The 16,290-nt window shown below is 66.4% G+C and carries 16 protein-coding genes and 1 tRNA gene; 9 read left to right on the top strand and 8 right to left on the bottom strand.

The features are described from left to right. Position 1 precedes the first annotated feature (1 nt). From SOM19_RS11620 to pcaH, 7 genes are read right to left on the bottom strand one after another with little or no spacing between them, the layout of a single operon-like run. Positions 2-673 carry a 3-oxoacid CoA-transferase subunit B gene (locus SOM19_RS11620; RefSeq protein WP_320486765.1) on the bottom strand — a complete coding sequence of 224 codons (672 nt, stop codon included), beginning with the start codon at positions 671-673 and terminating at the stop codon, positions 2-4. After that, positions 670-1,428, bottom strand: coding sequence for a 3-oxoacid CoA-transferase subunit A (locus SOM19_RS11615; RefSeq protein ID WP_320486764.1), 759 nt, complete (start codon positions 1,426-1,428; stop codon positions 670-672). Before SOM19_RS11615 ends, SOM19_RS11620 begins: the two co-directional genes overlap by 4 nt. Next, entirely contained in the window at positions 1,425-1,829 is a 405-nt protein-coding gene (gene pcaC / locus SOM19_RS11610; RefSeq protein ID WP_320486763.1) for a 4-carboxymuconolactone decarboxylase, read from the bottom strand. The genes SOM19_RS11615 and pcaC overlap by 4 nt, the downstream gene beginning before the upstream one ends. Further along, a complete protein-coding gene (locus SOM19_RS11605) occupies positions 1,826-2,602 on the bottom strand; it encodes an alpha/beta fold hydrolase (RefSeq protein WP_320486762.1) in 777 nt (258 codons plus the stop codon). Before SOM19_RS11605 ends, pcaC begins: the two co-directional genes overlap by 4 nt. Beyond that, on the bottom strand, positions 2,599-3,948 hold the full coding sequence (locus SOM19_RS11600) for a lyase family protein (protein WP_320486761.1): 1,350 nt from the start codon (positions 3,946-3,948) through the stop codon (positions 2,599-2,601). Before SOM19_RS11600 ends, SOM19_RS11605 begins: the two co-directional genes overlap by 4 nt. Next, a complete protein-coding gene (gene pcaG / locus SOM19_RS11595; protein WP_320486760.1) occupies positions 3,938-4,504 on the bottom strand; it encodes a protocatechuate 3,4-dioxygenase subunit alpha in 567 nt (188 codons plus the stop codon). Before pcaG ends, SOM19_RS11600 begins: the two co-directional genes overlap by 11 nt. After that, entirely contained in the window at positions 4,504-5,325 is an 822-nt protein-coding gene (gene pcaH / locus SOM19_RS11590) for a protocatechuate 3,4-dioxygenase subunit beta (protein ID WP_320486759.1), read from the bottom strand. The genes pcaG and pcaH overlap by 1 nt, the downstream gene beginning before the upstream one ends. Before the next feature lie 121 nt (positions 5,326-5,446). Between pcaH and SOM19_RS11585 the strand changes: the two genes are divergently transcribed. The 4 genes from SOM19_RS11585 (at position 5,447) to SOM19_RS11570 (ending at position 9,494) form a co-directional block, all read left to right on the top strand. Beyond that, a complete protein-coding gene (locus SOM19_RS11585) occupies positions 5,447-6,199 on the top strand; it encodes an IclR family transcriptional regulator (protein ID WP_320486758.1) in 753 nt (250 codons plus the stop codon). A gap of 85 nt (positions 6,200-6,284) precedes the next feature. Further along, complete coding sequence (locus SOM19_RS11580; RefSeq protein WP_320486757.1) at positions 6,285-7,466, top strand: 4-hydroxybenzoate 3-monooxygenase; 1,182 nt, start codon at positions 6,285-6,287, stop codon at positions 7,464-7,466. Positions 7,467-8,424: 958 nt separating this feature from the next. After that, a complete protein-coding gene (locus SOM19_RS11575) occupies positions 8,425-8,961 on the top strand; it encodes a hypothetical protein (protein WP_320486756.1) in 537 nt (178 codons plus the stop codon). After that, complete coding sequence (locus tag SOM19_RS11570; RefSeq protein ID WP_320486755.1) at positions 8,925-9,494, top strand: hypothetical protein; 570 nt, start codon at positions 8,925-8,927, stop codon at positions 9,492-9,494. Before SOM19_RS11575 ends, SOM19_RS11570 begins: the two co-directional genes overlap by 37 nt. A gap of 70 nt (positions 9,495-9,564) precedes the next feature. Here SOM19_RS11570 and SOM19_RS11565 read toward each other — a convergent pair whose 3' ends face one another. Next, the gene (locus SOM19_RS11565) at positions 9,565-10,755 is read right to left on the bottom strand and encodes a DNA cytosine methyltransferase (protein ID WP_320486754.1); all 1,191 of its coding nucleotides are present in this window, start codon (positions 10,753-10,755) and stop codon (positions 9,565-9,567) included. A 293-nt stretch (positions 10,756-11,048) separates the two neighbouring features. Here SOM19_RS11565 and SOM19_RS11560 point away from each other — a divergent pair, with 293 nt between their 5' ends. The 5 genes from SOM19_RS11560 to SOM19_RS11540 all read left to right on the top strand — a co-directional run bounded on the left by SOM19_RS11560 (position 11,049) and on the right by SOM19_RS11540 (position 16,255). Then, positions 11,049-12,161, top strand: a complete 1,113-nt coding sequence (locus SOM19_RS11560) for a ParB N-terminal domain-containing protein (RefSeq protein ID WP_320486753.1) — start codon at positions 11,049-11,051, stop codon at positions 12,159-12,161. Further along, the gene (locus tag SOM19_RS11555; protein ID WP_320486752.1) at positions 12,158-13,090 is read left to right on the top strand and encodes a hypothetical protein; all 933 of its coding nucleotides are present in this window, start codon (positions 12,158-12,160) and stop codon (positions 13,088-13,090) included. The genes SOM19_RS11560 and SOM19_RS11555 overlap by 4 nt, the downstream gene beginning before the upstream one ends. A gap of 657 nt (positions 13,091-13,747) precedes the next feature. Then, positions 13,748-14,110, top strand: a complete 363-nt coding sequence (locus SOM19_RS11550; protein WP_320486751.1) for a helix-turn-helix domain-containing protein — start codon at positions 13,748-13,750, stop codon at positions 14,108-14,110. Between the two features lie 13 nt (positions 14,111-14,123). Next, a tRNA-Arg gene (locus SOM19_RS11545) sits at positions 14,124-14,195 on the top strand. A 929-nt stretch (positions 14,196-15,124) separates the two neighbouring features. Next, positions 15,125-16,255 (top strand): GTPase, encoded by a 1,131-nt coding sequence (locus tag SOM19_RS11540; protein ID WP_320486750.1) that lies wholly within the window; start codon positions 15,125-15,127, stop codon positions 16,253-16,255. Positions 16,256-16,290: the final 35 nt, after the last annotated feature.

Genomic DNA, 16,290 nt, shown 5'->3' with positions numbered 1-16,290 from the left:
GTCAGTCTCCGGAGACGGATGCCGCGGCATCCGTCCTGTCGATGAGGTCGAGGACCGTCAGCTCGGCGAGCGAGGAGACGGTGTTGTCGCCGAACGTCTCGCGCACCGCGAACCGCCCGCCGTGGACGTCGAAGACGGCACGGTCGGTGTACACGCGGGTGACGCAGCCGACTCCGGTGAGCGGGTACGTGCAGGCGTCGACGAGCTTGGACTCGCCGGTCTTGGTGAGCAGGTCCGTCATGACGAAGACCTGCTTGGCGCCGATTGCGAGGTCCATCGCGCCGCCGACTGCGGGGATCGCACCGGGCGCGCCCGTCGACCAGTTCGCGAGGTCCCCGGTCTGCGACACCTGGAAGGCTCCGAGGACGCAGACGTCGAGGTGCCCGCCGCGCATCATCGCGAACGAGTCGGCGTGGTGGAAGAACGCGGCGCCCGGGAGGGCGGTCACCGGCTGCTTGCCGGCGTTGATGAGGTCGGGATCGATGCGGCCGGGGTCGGGGGCACCGCCCATGCCCAGCAGTCCGTTCTCGGTGTGGAGGATGATCTCGAGGTCATCGGGCAGGAAGTTGGCGACGAGCGTGGGCGCGCCGATCCCGAGGTTGACGTATGCGCCCTCGGGGATGTCGGCGGCGATGCGGCGGGCGAGGTCGTCGCGGCTGATGCGAGTGCTCATTGGTCCTCCCCCGCGGGGGCAGCCGGGGTCGCGGCGGGGCGTCCCTCGATGTCGACTCCGCCGGCGAACTCGCCGTCGCTGAGCCAGGCGCGCGGGCCGACCGCGACGACGCGATCGACGAAGATGCCGGGAGTGACGACGCCCTCGGGGTCGAGCGACCCGAGCGGCACGACCTCGTCGACCTGCACCACGGTGGTCGTCGCGGCGGTCGCCATGATCGGGCCGAAGTTGCGCGCGGTCTCGCGGTAAACGAGGTTGCCCCAGCGGTCCGCACGCAGGGCCGAGATGAGGGCGAAGTCGGCGCGGATCGGGTACTCGAGGACGTAGCCACGGCCGTCGATCGTGCGCTCCTCCTTGCCGTCGGCGAGCTCGGTTCCCACGCCGGTCGGCGAGAAGAAGGCCCCGATCCCGGCGCCCGCCGCACGGATGCGCTCCGCGAGGTTTCCCTGCGGCACGAGCTCGAGCTCGATCTCGCCGGCCCGGTAGAGACCGTCGAAGACCCACGAATCGTGCTGCCGCGGGAACGAGCAGACGATTCGGCGCACCCGCTTCTTCGCGAGCAGCGCGGCCAGGCCGGTGTCGCCGTTGCCCGCGTTGTTGTTGACGATCGTCAGGTCGGTCGCGCCGCTGTCGATGAGCGCGTCGATCAGCTCCACCGGCTGCCCCGCGCGGCCGAATCCGCCGATCATGACCGTTGCGCCGTCGGGGATGCCCGCGACGGCGGCAGCGGCATCCGTCACCGTCTTGTCGATCATGAGGTCTCCTCGCCGAACACGGCGGCGGCGATGCGGAACGCGCTGTTCGCCGCAGGAACCCCGCAGTAGATCGCGGACTGCAGGATGACCTCGCGGATCTCGTCGACGGTGAGCCCGTTGCGCACCGCAGCGCGCAGATGCATCTCGAGCTCCTCATGGTGACCGTGCGCGATGAGCGCGGTGATCACCGCCACCGAGCGGGTCCGGCGGTCGAGGCCCGGCCGGGACCAGATGTCTCCCCACGCGACGCGGGTGATGAAGTCCTGCCAGTCCGCGGTGAGCTCTGTCGTCGCGGCGTCGGCGCGGTCCACGTGGGCGTCGGACAGCACCGCGCGACGCACCGCCATCCCCTGGTCGTAGCGCTGCTCATCGGTGAGGCCCTCACCATCGGGTCGAGTCATTTCGTTCGTCCCTCCTCACTCGCGAAGAACCGCAGCAGGGCGTCGGCGACGGCCTCGGGCTGCTCGGCCGGCGGCAGGTGCCCGGCATCGGCCACCATCGCAACCTCTCCCCGCTGCACGCCGTCCGCGATCTCGACGGCCTTGGCCTCGGGCGCCACGGCGTCGTGCTGGCCCCAGAGCGCGAACGTGGGCGTCGCGATGTCACGCAGCCTCCCCCGGATGTCGTACGCGGCGAGCGCCTCGCAGCATCGGGCATAGTTCTCGTCGTCGGCGCGCTGCAGGGCGTGCAGGAGCCGACCGGTCAGTTCCGGATGCCGCGCCACCGATCCCTCGGCGAACCAGCGCTGCGCCGACGCGATGATCAGGCTCGAGGTGCTCTCGGCCCGCACCCGGGCGGCCCGCTCGTGCCACGCCGCGGGGTCGCCGAGCTGCGCACCCGAGGCGACGATCACGGCCGCCTCGACGCGATGCGGATGCCGGAGCATGAGCTCCAGTCCGGCGGCCCCGCCGAGCGAGACACCGGCGTAGCGGAAGGTCGGCTCGTCGACGGCGGCGGCGACCGCGTCGGCGAGGTCGGCGACGCTGAAGCCGCCGTCGGCCGGCGGAGAGTCGCCGTGGCCGGGCAGATCCCACGCCCTCACGCGGTATCGGGGGGAGAGGACGGGCGTCGCCGTCTCCCACAGGATGGTCGACGTGCCCAGCGACGGCCCGAGCACGAGCAGCGGCGCTCCGTCGGGACCGACGGGGTCGGTCAGGGTGAGCCCGAGGGTCATGCGGACCCGCCGTCGGGGGCGATGGCGTCGTCGACGAAGCGCTCGGCGAGCCCGGTGTAGCCGGCGGGGTCGAGCAGCGCGTCGACGTCGAGGTCGGCGGCTTCGGGCAGCGCGCGCAGGGCGTCGGCCAGCGAGCCGGGCGAGGCTTCGCCGATCAGCGCGGCGAAGCGGTCCTTCCCGATACGGGGAACGAGCACCCGGGCAAGCCGCTCGCTTACGATCCGCCCGTCCGACAGGGCGAGGTTGCGCGCGACCGCCGCGCGATCTACCACCAGGCCCTCCGCGAGAGCAGCGGCGTGAGCCGAAGATCCGAGCGCCAGCCGGAGCAGCTCGCGCAGCGTCGGCCACTCGGCATGCCATGCCCCGTCCGGCCTCTCTTCGACGGCGAACGCGGATGCGAGGTGCAGCGTCGCCGCGAGCTGCGGAGCGCGCAGGGCCGCGGAGCGGATCAGCACCGACGCGACGGGGTTCTGCTTCTGCGGCATGGCGCTCGAGCCGCCGCCCCGCCCTTCCGCCAGCTCGCCGATCTCGGGGCGCGTGAGGACGGCGACGTCGGCCGCGATCTTGCCCACGGCGTCGACCGCCTGCACCAGGGCGTCGCCGAGCTCGGTCACCGGCGAGCGCTCGGTGTGCCAGGGGGCGTCCGGCGTCGCCAGCCCCAGCTCGGCCGAGAAGGCCGCGGGAAGGGCGGCTGCGGCATCCGTCCCCCATTCGTCGGCCGTCGCAGCGAGCGTTCCCCCAGCGCCGCCGAGCTGAGCGGGCAGGCCGTCGCGCACCTCGCGCAGCCGACGGAGCGCCCTCCGGATGCCGCGTACCCAGCCGGCCGCCCGGGCGCCCACCGTCGTCGGCACGGCGTGCTGCGTGAGGGTGCGGGCCGCCGCGACAACGGCGGCGTGCTCTGCGGCGAACACCGACAGCGCGCGGTCGGACCGCTCGAGGTCTGCGATGACTCGACCCAGTGCGTCGCGCGCGACGAGCATGAGCGCCGTGTCGAGGATGTCCTGACTCGTCGCCCCGCGATGGATCGCCTCGGGCTCGACACCACGGCCGCGCAGAGCGGCGACGAGCGGGATCACGGGGTTGCCGCCTTCGGCCGCCGCGAGGGCCAGGTCGGTCGCGGCGACGCCATGGCCGCGGCATCCGCCCGGCGTCCACCCGAACTCGGCCGAGAGGCGCTCGGCCGCGTCCGGGTCGAGAGCACCGACGCGGGCCAGCGCGCGCGCGAGCGCGACCTCCGCCGTGACGAGCGCGTCGACGATCGCGGCGTCGCTGACGCAGGCGTCGTGGCCGGCCGAGACCGGCGAGAGCAGCCCGACGTCGACGGAAGGTTCGCGGTCAGAAGACAAGGAACACGGTCTCCTTCTCGCCCTGCAGCCGGATGTCGTGGCGGAGTCCACCATCGGGAAGGCGCGTCGCGACGAGGGTAGCGCGGTCGTCCTCGTCCAGCGAGGAGAGCAGTCGATCCGCGGCGAGCGCTTCTGCGTCGTCGGGGAGGTAGATGCGGGTGTGGAGCTTGTCGGGCAGACCTCGCGCGTAGACGATCGCGGCGAAGAAGGGGGCGGCGCCGCCCGTCGAGCCGGGGTTGCGGGTCCAGAACTCGTAATGACCCTCGTCGTCCGTGAAGGCGCGCCCGAAGCCGGTGAAGGTGTGGTCATCGCGGCGGAACGACCCTCGGGCGCGGGGAACGGACCCGTCCTCATCGGCCGCGAAGATCTCGATGAAGGCGTCAGGGATCGGGTTGCCTGCGCCGTCGCGCACGACACCGTCGAGCAGGATCGCGCCGGGCGAGTGCGGATGAGCGACCTCGTGCATCTTGGGGTACTCCACGCCGTACGCGAAGAAGGGGCCGACCGTCTGGCCGGGAGTCGGATGGTGCGCCTTGGGCGTCCGGTTCGCGGGCATCAGTGCTCTTCCTCCGGCTCGAACCACGTCGCGTCCGGGCCATCGACCACGATGTCGAAGCGGTATCCCGTCGACCATTCCGGCGAGGTGAGGTCGTGGTCGTAGACACCGACGAGGCTGTCGCGGTCGCGCTGGCGCCAGATGGTGTTGTAGATCGGGTCGAGCGGAAACAGCGGGTCGCCGGGGAAGTACATCTGGGTGACGAGGCGCTGGGTGAAGCCGTTGCCGAAGACCGAGAAGTGGATGTGGGCGGGCCGCCAGGCGTTCACGTGGTTCTTCCACGGGTAGGGCCCGGGCTTGATCGTCGTGAAGAGGTACTCGCCGTGATCGTTCGTGATCGCGCGCCCGGCTCCGGTGAAGTTCGGATCGAGGGGCGCGGGGTGCTGGTCGCGCTGGTGGATGTACCGGCCGGCGGAGTTCGCCTGCCACAGCTCGATGAGCTGGTTCTGAATCGGGCGACCCCACGAGTCCAGGAGGCGTCCCCGCAGCGTCATCCGCTCCCCCAGCGGCTCGCCGGCGTGCTGGATGGTGAGGTCCGACTCGATCGCGGCGACATCGCGCTGCCCGAAGGCGGGCGACCACAGTTCGATCGTCTCGGGGTCGACGAGCTTCGGGTTCTTCGTGGGGTGCCGCAGCACGCTCGAGCGGTACGGCGGGAAGTCGTGCATGGTCGCGGGAAGCGCCTCGCCGGCGCGCTCACGTTCTGCATAGCCCGCGTGCAGATCCTCGATCTCGCGGGTGATCGTGTGCTGGTCCACCTGATCCGGCGACGCGAGCATGGACTCCGGCGCCTCGGCGGTCGGCGCGAGAGGGTCGGTCATGGGTGTCTCCTTCGACACAGGAGGGCGGTGCGTGTCACAGCATCGTGCGCTCCGGCCGGCCGCTCGTGGTGGGGATTCCCATCCAATGGGAATCAGATTCCCGCTGTGCCACCATGAAGCCATGGCGAACTCCACGTCGGGCGACTCGGTCACCGACCGTCTCGTGCGCGTGCTCGACACGTTCACGCCGACGCGCACCGTGCAGACCGCGGCCGAGATCGGACGACGTGCGGGACTGCCCCCGTCCACGGCCCATCGCATCGTGGGCGAACTGGTGGACGCGGGGCTGCTCGAGCGCGACGAGGAGCGCCGCATCCGGGTAGGTATGCGGCTGTGGGAGCTCGCGACGCGATCATCCCAGGCACTCCGGCTGCGACAGGTGGCTCTGCCCTATATGGAGCAGGTGCAGGCGCGGGTGCGCGAGCACACCCAGCTCGCGATCCTCGAGCAGGACGAAGCTCTCTTTCTCGAGCGCCTGAGCGGTCCGCGCTCCGGGTCGAACGTCACCCGCGTCGCCGGCAGGCTGCCGCTGCACGCCTCGTCATCGGGACTCGTGCTGCTCGCCTATGGCGACCGCGACCTGCAGGAGCGCATTCTCCATGGCCCTCTCGTCGCGCTCACCGAGGAAACGATCACGGATGCCGCAGGACTGCGCCGCAAGCTCGCCGAGGTGCGATCACTCGGGCACGCGATCGCTCCCGGCTATATCGAGGCGGTGTCCACCGGCGTGGCCGTGCCGGTCAGAGATGAGACCGGCGCCGTGATCGCCGCGCTGTCGAGCGTGCTGCGGCGCGATGACCCGGTGCCTCCGGCTCTCGCCGAGCTTCACGCGGCCGCGCGAGGCATCGAGGGGGCCCTGGGCTTCCGACGCTGACGTGGAATCCCGTTGAATGAGAAGTGGGCGCCGACGGCGCGAACCCCGACAGGACAATGGTCCCCGCCCCGTCGAAGGAGACGCCATGACCACCATCGTCCGCACCCGGGTCGCGATCGTGGGCGCCGGTCCCGCGGGTCTGCTGCTCTCGCACCTCCTGGCCGACGCCGGGATCGACTCGGTGGTGATCGACCAGCGGGGCCGCGCCGAGATCGAGAGCACGATCCGCGCCGGCATCCTGGAGCAGGGAACCGTCGATGTGCTCTCCGGCAGCGGCGCCTCGACGCGCGTGCTCACCGACGGCAGTCGCCACGACGGCATCGAGCTCCGGTTCGACGGTCATGGTCACCGGATCGACTTCCCCGGTCTCGTCGGCCGGAGCGTGTGGCTGTACCCGCAGCACGAAGCGCTCAAGGACCTCATCGCGGTCCGGGCGGCCGCAGGGCAGGACCTCCGTTTCGGAACGACGGCGGTCGGGGTCGAAGGGGTCGACGGCGACCGCCCAACTGTGTTCGCGACCACCGCGGAAGGAGAGGACCTCCGCATCGAGGCCGAGTTCGTGGTCGGCGCGGACGGGTCCCGCAGCGTGGTGAGGAGTGCCGTGAGCGGCGCCTCGGCCGACGGCTATTTCCGCGAGTACCCGTTCGCCTGGTTCGGCATCCTGTGCGAGGCGCCGCCCAGCGCGCATGAGCTCATCTACAGCAATGCGCCCGACGGGTTCGCCCTGATCAGTCAGCGCAGCGCGACGGTGCAGCGCATGTACTTCCAGTGCGAGCCCGACGCCGACCCGACCGCGCTCTCGGAGGCTCAGATCTGGGACACTCTCCAGGCTCGAGTGCCGGGCACGACCCTCACCGAAGGACCCATCTTCCAGCGCGATGTGCTGCGCTTCCGCAGCTTCGTCGCCCGCGAGCTGCGGCGCGGACGCGCGGTGCTCGTCGGCGACGCCGCGCACACCGTGCCTCCCACAGGTGCCAAGGGCATGAACCTCGCCGTCGCCGACGTGGTGCTGCTCGACCGCGCCCTGCGCGCCCTGCTGCTCGACGGCGACGAGCGCCTCATCGACGGCTTCGCCGAGACCGCCTCGCACCGCATCTGGAAGGCCCAGCACTTCTCGTGGTGGATGACGAGCATGCTCCACGTCGCCCCCGTGGCCAGCGATTTCGACCGGCGCCGCCAGCTGGGCGAGCTGCGCTCGGTGGTCGAGTCCGACGCCGGGCGCACCTTCCTTGCCGAGGCGTACACGGGCTGGCCACTCGCGGACTGACGATGGGACAGTTACCCACCGTAGGTAGCTCTGCAGCCGCGGAATCACGCGGCTGCAGACGGTGATTCGACGCGACGAGGGCCGCCGTGGGTAAGCAATGGGTAAAACGCGGGCATCAGTTCTGCCCGTTTTCCCTGCGCAAAACGCAGATCAGCGCCACAAAATGTGACGCTGATCTGGGATAAAAGTGGCGGTGACGGTGGGATTTGAACCCATGTCCCGGACGTCCGTAAATGGAGGCTCAGGTGATTTCAGCTCGGTTTGTCGCGGTTCGCGCAGATCCCGGGAATAGCTCACGGCAGGTGGATGTCACTGGGATCTTCTCAAATTCCCCTCACGGCGAAGACGTCCGATCGTGTCCGCGGTGATGGTCCAGACGCGGTGGTCCTTGTCCAACCGGGCCGGGGTACTCGACATAGCGACTCGGGTGACGGCAACTTCGCGAGCGACCCACCCGGTCACGCGTTGGGGGAAGCGGAGAAACGTGGTCGGGACCGGTGACCACTCACTATGCAGTGAATATCGTCGTGCGGCACCACTGCGCGCATGAGCGCCGGCGAAGACGGTGCGCGACCCCTGTCCCGCGCGCCGACGGGTTCGCGGACCGAGTGCCCGATGGGTCGGAGCGGAAGGCGACCCGAATGCGGCATGAAGTGCGAGAACTCTCCTTACTAATTCAGGGCCAGCCTTGGGCCAGCACGGCTGGGCCGTCCGCCGCACCGCGGTGCGTCCGGTCCTCGCTTTACTGCGGTCCGCGCTCCTCGGCGGTGGCCAGCTCGCTTCCTCTGCGTGACTCACCGTCGATCAACTGCCAACGCGGCGCGTTGGCCGGCGCTACCATTCCAGGGTCGCTAACGATTTCATGGTTCTCTCGATGCGATCCAGTCACCCGTCTCACCTGAAGGCCCCAACCGCCGCTACAGGGAGCTACGGCAATCAATCAACACGTCGAAACAAGATGACCGCATCCGAAGAAGCAGGCTTCTTCTCCCCGACAGTTCACATCGCCGACCGGGGCGTAGATGTAGGGAAGCCGAATGCCGGCGTCCTTGCATATTTCGACAGTTGGGTATGGGTCGCGCTAACACGTGCTCGAAAGGCCGAGTCAGACCCTCTCGCAGAGTGCTGGCGAGACCTGGCTGGCGCCAGAGAATCGGGCATCCTGCAGGTGTTTCTCACGTCTGGCAACTATCTCGAGTTGTGGAACCGAAGGAGCACGAAGTCCCGTCGCGAAGTCGCACTGACGATGGCCGAACTCACTGGGTACACGACGATCCGCGCGATCCACGAGGTGCTGGACGCGGAGATGAGTCGGGCAATCGACACGTGGCGAGCCGAAGGTACACGCTCGTCGCCGCCGCGGCTGACCCGTGAATGGCTGATAGGCACCGGTGCGCGCCACGCGTTCGGCGCTCCGTCGGGCCGCTTCCGATTTGTCAGCGAGTTCACGAACTCGAAATGCCTCGCGAGTGGAGCGACGCATTCGACCGTCTGACTCCCTCTGAGTTCGAGTGGGCGAATCTTGCAGGGCTCGACACCGACTACGGCGTCGCCGGCATCGACTACCGGCCGAGCCATCGCCTCGGAGACGAATGGGTGCTGGAACAAGAGGCGAACCGCGAGCGAGTTGCCGCGTCGCAAGCTAGAAGCCCGAATGGTGACCCTTCGACGTTATTTCGGCTCATTATCGCGCGTCAGCTGCAACTCGCCACCGGCGAAGCCCCTTCAGCTCTCTTCGAGCCTCACGAAGTTCAACACTGGTTTCAAGGACCCGTTGACGGAGTCAGCCTTATTGCTGCTCTTCCTACACAGGAGGTCATGTCTCACCTGCTCTACGACGTGCACCGAGACCCGAAGTACCGCTTTCGGCAGCAAGACCGCGTGGACATTCTCGAACTCGCGCTCACGATGCCGTACTGCGATGTCGTGATTCCCGACAAGCACTGGGCTAGTCATGTGAGAGGCATGAAGCTGGATGTGGAGTATGACACGACAGTTCTGAGTGGTGAAAGCCAGCTGAAGAAGTAGGTCAGCGTGCTCGCCAGAAATTCGAATTGGTGCGCCACGAGGCGGTCGAGTTATCCCCTCGGCCGTACGACTAGTCGACTAGTGCTGCGCGAGGAGAGGGACCATGGCCGGCGCCCGCATGGGGCTCCTTGGAGCCAACCAGCGCGTGAAACTCCGGGGGTATCGGCTGTACTCGACCGGAAGAGGGTCGCATGGCAGCTCGATCCAAGAGCAACGAAGGCGACCGTGGTCGGACGCGTCCTTCGGACACGTGGGCGGCAAGAGCCAGCCCCACGACCTCGGCGAGCAACGGGGGCGTCGCGTTTCCGGCCTGAAGGGTCTGCTCGCGGTAATCGCCTGACAGCTCCCAACCATCCGGGAAAGACTGAATCCGGAGCTGCTCCTCTACAGAGAGCGGGCGGTTGTCCCAATGGAAGGGTCCCGTCGACGGACCCGGAGAGGCCGACAGCGTCCACGAAGGAAGATCCTTCGACAACTTGAGCAGGAAGTTCCAGTACTTCGTGCGATAACCGAACAGCTCTGGCCCGCCACCCCTTTTAGTCAACCACTGATAGTTGGAACCTTCGGGAATAGACGGGAGAAGTGCAGTCCACTTGCCTTTGCTTCGAGGATGCGACACTGAGTGGACATTGTGGAGTGCGTCCCAGGCAGTGATCGGTGCCGACTCATGAGTCGGCTCGGGCCACACGAAGTCATCACCGTCGCGCAGCGCGACGACGATGGCGCGCCGCCGATTCTGCGGCACGCCGTAATCAGCCGCATTCAGGACTCTCACGCTGAGGTTGTAGTTGACTCCGCGCCTTGCAGAGATGCGACTCAGCTCCTCGCGGAGGAACGGCAGCGCGGAGCGTTGACCCTGCACGAAGCCCATCACGTTCTCCATGAGGATCGCTCTTGGCAAGAACTCTTCGACAAGGGCCAAAGTGCTGACCACGGTCTTCGCTCGACCGTCAAGCATTCCTCGGCGACCAGATGCCGCCCACTGAGCCGCCATCGAAAACGGTTGGCACGGCGGCCCGCCAGCGATGAGCGAGAGATCCCCCCGCTGGATCCCAAGGTCGCTCGGGCGAAGCGACGCTGCAAGTTCGTTCACATCCCCCGAGCCGAGCAGTGGCCATTCGGGTCGCCGTGCAAGCGTCTCACGCTGCCTTTGACCAAACTCCACGAGCCCCAGGTGATGGAAGCCAGCTCGCTGAAGCCCGACGTCCATGCCACCGGCGCCCGAGAACAGCGACAGCACGGTAAGCGACACCTGCGACACCTTTCAAGTCTGACTATCGAACTCAACAGCTCGCGCGGCCCTTGTCAACCTCACACCACAACAACGCTCGGCGCGCAACGTCACACCGCACGCGAGTTCCTCATGAGCTCAACAGATGAACGACGTGTTGTCAAACTCAGGCTGGGAGCGTTCGGAGCTACCGCTAGCCTGACAGAGGACGAGCTTGTAGCTCGCGCACGCAGCGCCAGCCGTGGACAGGCGCAACGGCCCTACATTCTTTTGGGATTGAACGCCGCACGATGCGGCAAGAACCACGTGAACGGAGCGCATTCATGCACCGATTGACAGAGCCGGTTCCGGTCGGTGAACTCGATCTCGACCCTGACAACCCGCGCCTCCCCGAAGACATCCAAGGCGCGAGCCAGAGCGCAATCCTTGAGTACCTCTATGAAAACGACGTTCTCGAGGAACTCATCGAGTCCTACTTGACTAACGGATACTTCGAGAGCGAACCATTGATCACTCTGCCTCCCCAGGACGGTCGCAGAATTGTGGTCGAGGGAAATCGTCGGTTGGCGGCGTTGATAATCTTGCACCAGCTGCCTGCGGCCCTCGAGGCAGGGATCACGCCTGAACGCGAGGAAGACATCTCCGATGCCCGCCTTGCAGAACTCGGCCTGGACCAGCTGCCAGTAGTGGAAGCCGACAACCTTGCGGATGTGGCCTCGTTTCTCGGATTCCGTCACATCAGCGGCCTGAAACGCTGGAATGCCGAGGCGAAGGCACGCTGGCTCTTCAAGCAAGTTGAAGCTCGAGCGGACTCCGCCACCGATCGTGGGGTGTTCTACGACGTCGGTCGTCAGGTAGGCAGCAATGCGCGCGGCGTGCGGTCCTCGTACGTCGCATACGGCCTGCTCCGGCACGCTCGCGACGTGCTACACCTCGACCCGCGGACGGTGTCTTACGTCTCAAGCGAGAGATTCGGTGTCTGGCTGCGGCTCCTGGGTACAGCAAACGTCCCCACTTACATCGGGCTCAACAACCGCCCCACCCTTCGGTACGAGGAGGTCAGGGCGCAAGTAGAGGGAGTTGATGCCGATCGTCTCGCCGAGGTGTTGAGCGATCTCACCCCTTCACCCGGCACAGGCCGACCGGTTCTTGGCGACTCTCGTGACGTCACTGAATACTCGGACGTCCTCGCTAGCGAGCCAGCGCGGCTAGCCATGCGGGAGTTTGCATCTCTCGATATGGGCATAGAGATCGCAAGGGAGGGCGACCTAGCTCCGCGCCTGCGGCAAATGACTAAGACGATCGAACTCCTAACCCTCGACGTCAAGCGCTACCAGGTCGGTACTGATGAAGTGAAAGCAGCTGAAGAGTTTGCCGCTACTGCGCGCGGGCTTGCAGCAACCGTCAAGGCCGCACTTCCCGAGGACGACGTGTGACTGTGACAGACGCCGGTTCGGTCATCGAGATAGACATCGACAGATACGGGCAGGACGCCAGAGTGAGTGCGCTGGCCGACTTCCTCGAGATAGCTGCCCTCTCTCGAATCCGAGTGACCAGAGCGGCGCTTGCGGATCTGATCGTTGACAACGAATGGGCGCGCAGGCCGGTTCGTAGATACCACCTCGCCGAGGACATGCCAGAAGAGGCCGACAGTTGGAGCGACGCGGTGTTCCGCATGATCGGCGATCGCGGAGCTAGCCTGCGAGATGTCTATCCATTTGAGGAGCGCGGGCGGAGTGTTCAACTGAAGTCGTCGGCGTGCGACCCGCGAGAATCGGCCTACGTCGCGTTGCTTGCGATAACCGCAGTGCACGCATGGAACCTACCCTGCACAGTCTCGGTAGAAGCGACGCTTGAAGATCTGGTGGCTCGGACATTGCACGCACTGGGGATGACCGTGGCGAACATCGGCGTCACAGATCGCGGCTCAGGCTTTCTGGATGCCCTCCGCCAGGGCGCCGCAACCCTGGGGCTTCGGGCGCATCCAAACCCGACGCCAAGAAGCGTTAGAGCCAAAGATATAGGCGTCGACACCCTCGCTGGCGTGGTTTGGGGTGATCAGCGCGTGGCCGGGCAGTGGCTGACCCTCGGCCAGGTGACTGTCGCGCAGAGTCAGTATTGGCCGCAAAAACTCAACGAACCCGAAGCGCCTCGTTGGGCGGACTACCTGCAGGAACTCATTCATCCGCAGGTCTTTCTCGCTATCCCTCATCACATCCAGGACGATCACTTGCGCAACATGATGGCCGGCCGGCGTGGACTCGTAATTGACCGTCTGCGGCTCGCCGCCCGGATGCCATCTAACACGGCAGCGGAACGAACCGTCATCGAAGCACTACTCGCATCCACCGTCTCGGGTCCCTAACCGGGCCGGTCCCGCGCCGGTAACTCGAGCACGTCTGCAGCGGATCACGCGGCGAACCATGCGATGGCCGTTCGATCGGTCGAGTTCGACCGCCTTGGCAGTTCGTTGCCGGGTCCGCCGGCGTAACCCACGCCACTCGCAAGTCCGGCATGACCCAGAAAGGCAGTCCGCTAGTACCAGATGGCGGGAATTGCCCGACACCGCCGATTCACCTCTGGGGGAGGCGCGCGACGAGTCGTTCGTCAGCGTCGGGCATTGAGTGCTGGCGACTGCACGCAACGGCTCGCTCTCGTCTATCGGGCGAACAGGGATCGCAAGAGAGCCAGCGCATCGTTTGCGCGAACTGTGCCCGCTGGCGTCTCGAGAGGACAGGTTGGGCGTCCACCAGGAGGCAGTCCACGCCCAGGCGGCAGCTTGCATGCTGCGCGCCAGTCGTAGGATCGGAGCTGATTGCGGCGCTGATCACCGGACAAATCGACGGTGGGCGAGAGGTCACCGTCAAGTTCCTGCGTCTCCAGTCGAGTCTCGCGCCCACTCTCGTCCCACTCACGGGCGTACCATGCCATCAGGACGGAACGGCGAGGGCTTCGGGTGATTCCGGGGCCCGTTCCATTTCGTGGGCGGGTCACGGAGGAGTTCATGCGTTACAAGGTCGTAGTGACGAAGGTCGAACAGGCGGAACGTTGGATCCGCGCGGCCGACGAGGATGCCGCCGCGCAGAAGGTCAAGGACGAGCTGGTCAGCCCCTGGGCCTACGCGGGAAAGTGGGAAATCAAGGCGACGCAGGTAGAAGTCGTCGAGACGCAGCCCAACGTGCCGGGATTCCAGCAGGAGTCGTCGTCGGAGTCCAGTGCGATGCTGCTCGATCTGACTGCCGCAGCGAGCGAGCTTGGCATCCCGCACCGCACGCTCTACGAGCTGACGAAGCGCGGGGACATCGAGTACACGAAAGTCGGTGGGCGCAAGTACATCTCGCGGGAGTCGCTTGCCGCATTCATCCAGGCGAACACCCACCGGTAATATCGAAGCGCTGGCCTCCGTAGCTCAGTGGAAGAGCCACTCCGTCCTAAGGAGAGGGTCGGGGGTTCGAATCCCTCCGGGGGCACCGTGTGATGTATCGCGACATATTTCTCGTATGTCGCGAGACATCGGTCATATGCGGCGCCATCGGCCCAGTCAGGTCTCGTTCGGTTGGGCGGCTTCGAACCTTTCCTAGGGCTCCCGCCGCTGGCTGATGCCCCTCAAGCAGCGGCAGGCGCACGAGATCAAGCAGCTGATCCCACAGGCCGAGTTCCCGGATCCACGACACGTCGGTGGCGGGGGTGGACTACGAGGTATCACCGCGGTCAGGATGCGATGCAGCGGCACCCAAGGCTGGCGTGCAGGCCTGACGAACCTGCTCATCATTGCTCCCACCGCGACCGTCAACCCACCTCGCCTGCGCCACCGAACTTGTGACGGCGCTCACTGGAGCACCAGGTGCGGCCTTGGCGGCTCGCCCCGCAGTCGCTCGACATCGTCTTTCACGGGCGTGACATTGCGATTGAGTACCAAGGAGCCCAACACTCGCGCCCGGTCGAGTTCTTCGGCGGGCAGACCGCGTTCGAGAAGCAGCAGGAACAGGATTCCACCAAGCGGTGGTTGTGCAAGAAACACGGGATGAATCTCACGAAATTCATCCCGACTACCTACTGAATGATGTTGTCCGGGAGATTGGCGATGCACTCGCGGCGACGCCCCTCAATAGCGGTCTGCCCACGCCGCAGATCTAGCCAATCGGCTCAACGACGCACACGACACCTAGCGCCGCCGCTTCGACCTGCGGCGAGGTTCCCTATGCGCCGGGTCATTCGCACCCGAGCGGGGCCGCAGTTCGGAAGTACGGACGTTCGGGCGATCAGGCGGTCGTCCTGCGGTGGCCAACCGGCTCCAAATCGACGCAGTGCTCATGCTCAACAGTGAAGGCACTTGGGTTTGATACATTCACAGCGCGTCGTGTGCGTTGGTGCCGACGGATCGGAGTTGGGGTACTCAATGAGTGAACTGGATGACGAGGTTGGCCTCGAGGCGGCCATCGAGGATGAAGCGGCTACCGAAAGGGCGAACATCGCACTCTTCGGCGCCACCGGCGCGGGAAAGTCGACGCTTCTGAACGCGATCTTCGGAGCGCCGATCGCCAAGACTGGCGTAGGTGAGCCCGTGACCAGCAAGACTGAGCTGTTCGTCAACGACGCCGGCACTCTCGCGATCTATGACGGTGAGGGTCTCGAGCTCGGCAAGAAGTCTCCCCTTCGCGACATCCGGCAGCGCATCAATCGGAACCGCAAGGCGGAGGAGGCGCTCATACACGTTGTCTGGTATTGCGTGAACAGCCAAACTGGCCGACTCGAGGATGGACAGCGGCGAATCATCTCAGATGTTGCCGCCCAGGGTATCCCCGTCGTGCTCGTCCTGACCAAGGTGAGCGTTCGAGACGGCGTGATCGACCCAGCAGCGACGGCGCTCGCGGACGCGATCGTGGGAATGAATCTTCCCATCGTGACGGGGCGGCCGATTCTCACGTCGGCTGTCGACGACTCATTCAATGGCGTGGGCCGACATGGACTCGAGAGCCTTCTCGAAGCAACGTATCGAGTCATTCCCGAGGCACAGCAGATTGCCATCGCAGCTGCTCAAAAGATCGACCTATCTATCAAGGCACGTTACGCACGCTCGTGGATCGCGGGTGCCGTGGCTTTCGCTGGTGGCGTCGGGGCCGCGCCGATCCCGCTCGCCGACGTGGCCGTACTCATCCCGGCACAGGCGGCGCTGTTGACCAAGATCGCAGCGATCTACGACGTCCCGAAGGCTAAGGCTGCGAAACTCGTCAGCGCCGGGACGGTCGCCGCGGCGGCCGGTGGGAAGCTAGCCGCTGGAAGTCTGGTGAAGCTTGTCCCCGGCGTCGGATCGGTCATCTCGGCCGGTGTGGCGGCGACTATCACGGGTGTCCTCGGCGAAAGCTGGCGGGCCACAATGGAGCTAGTGTTTACGGGAAAGCTGGACCTGGACGACGCAGACCAGCTGGCCGATCTCGCCAGATTCTTCACGACAAATGTCAAGCAGGGTTCGGGCGCTCCTACAGCGCCCGACATGCCACCGACTCAAGCGGCTCCGACCCCCGGCTGAGCAAGCAGGTTCACGACATCTCATTGCGGGGCTTC

The sequence above is a fragment of the Microbacterium sp. CFBP9034 genome (assembly GCF_034045255.1).
Classification (GTDB): domain Bacteria; phylum Actinomycetota; class Actinomycetes; order Actinomycetales; family Microbacteriaceae; genus Microbacterium.
This window is presented reverse-complemented; position numbering and strand designations above follow the sequence as displayed.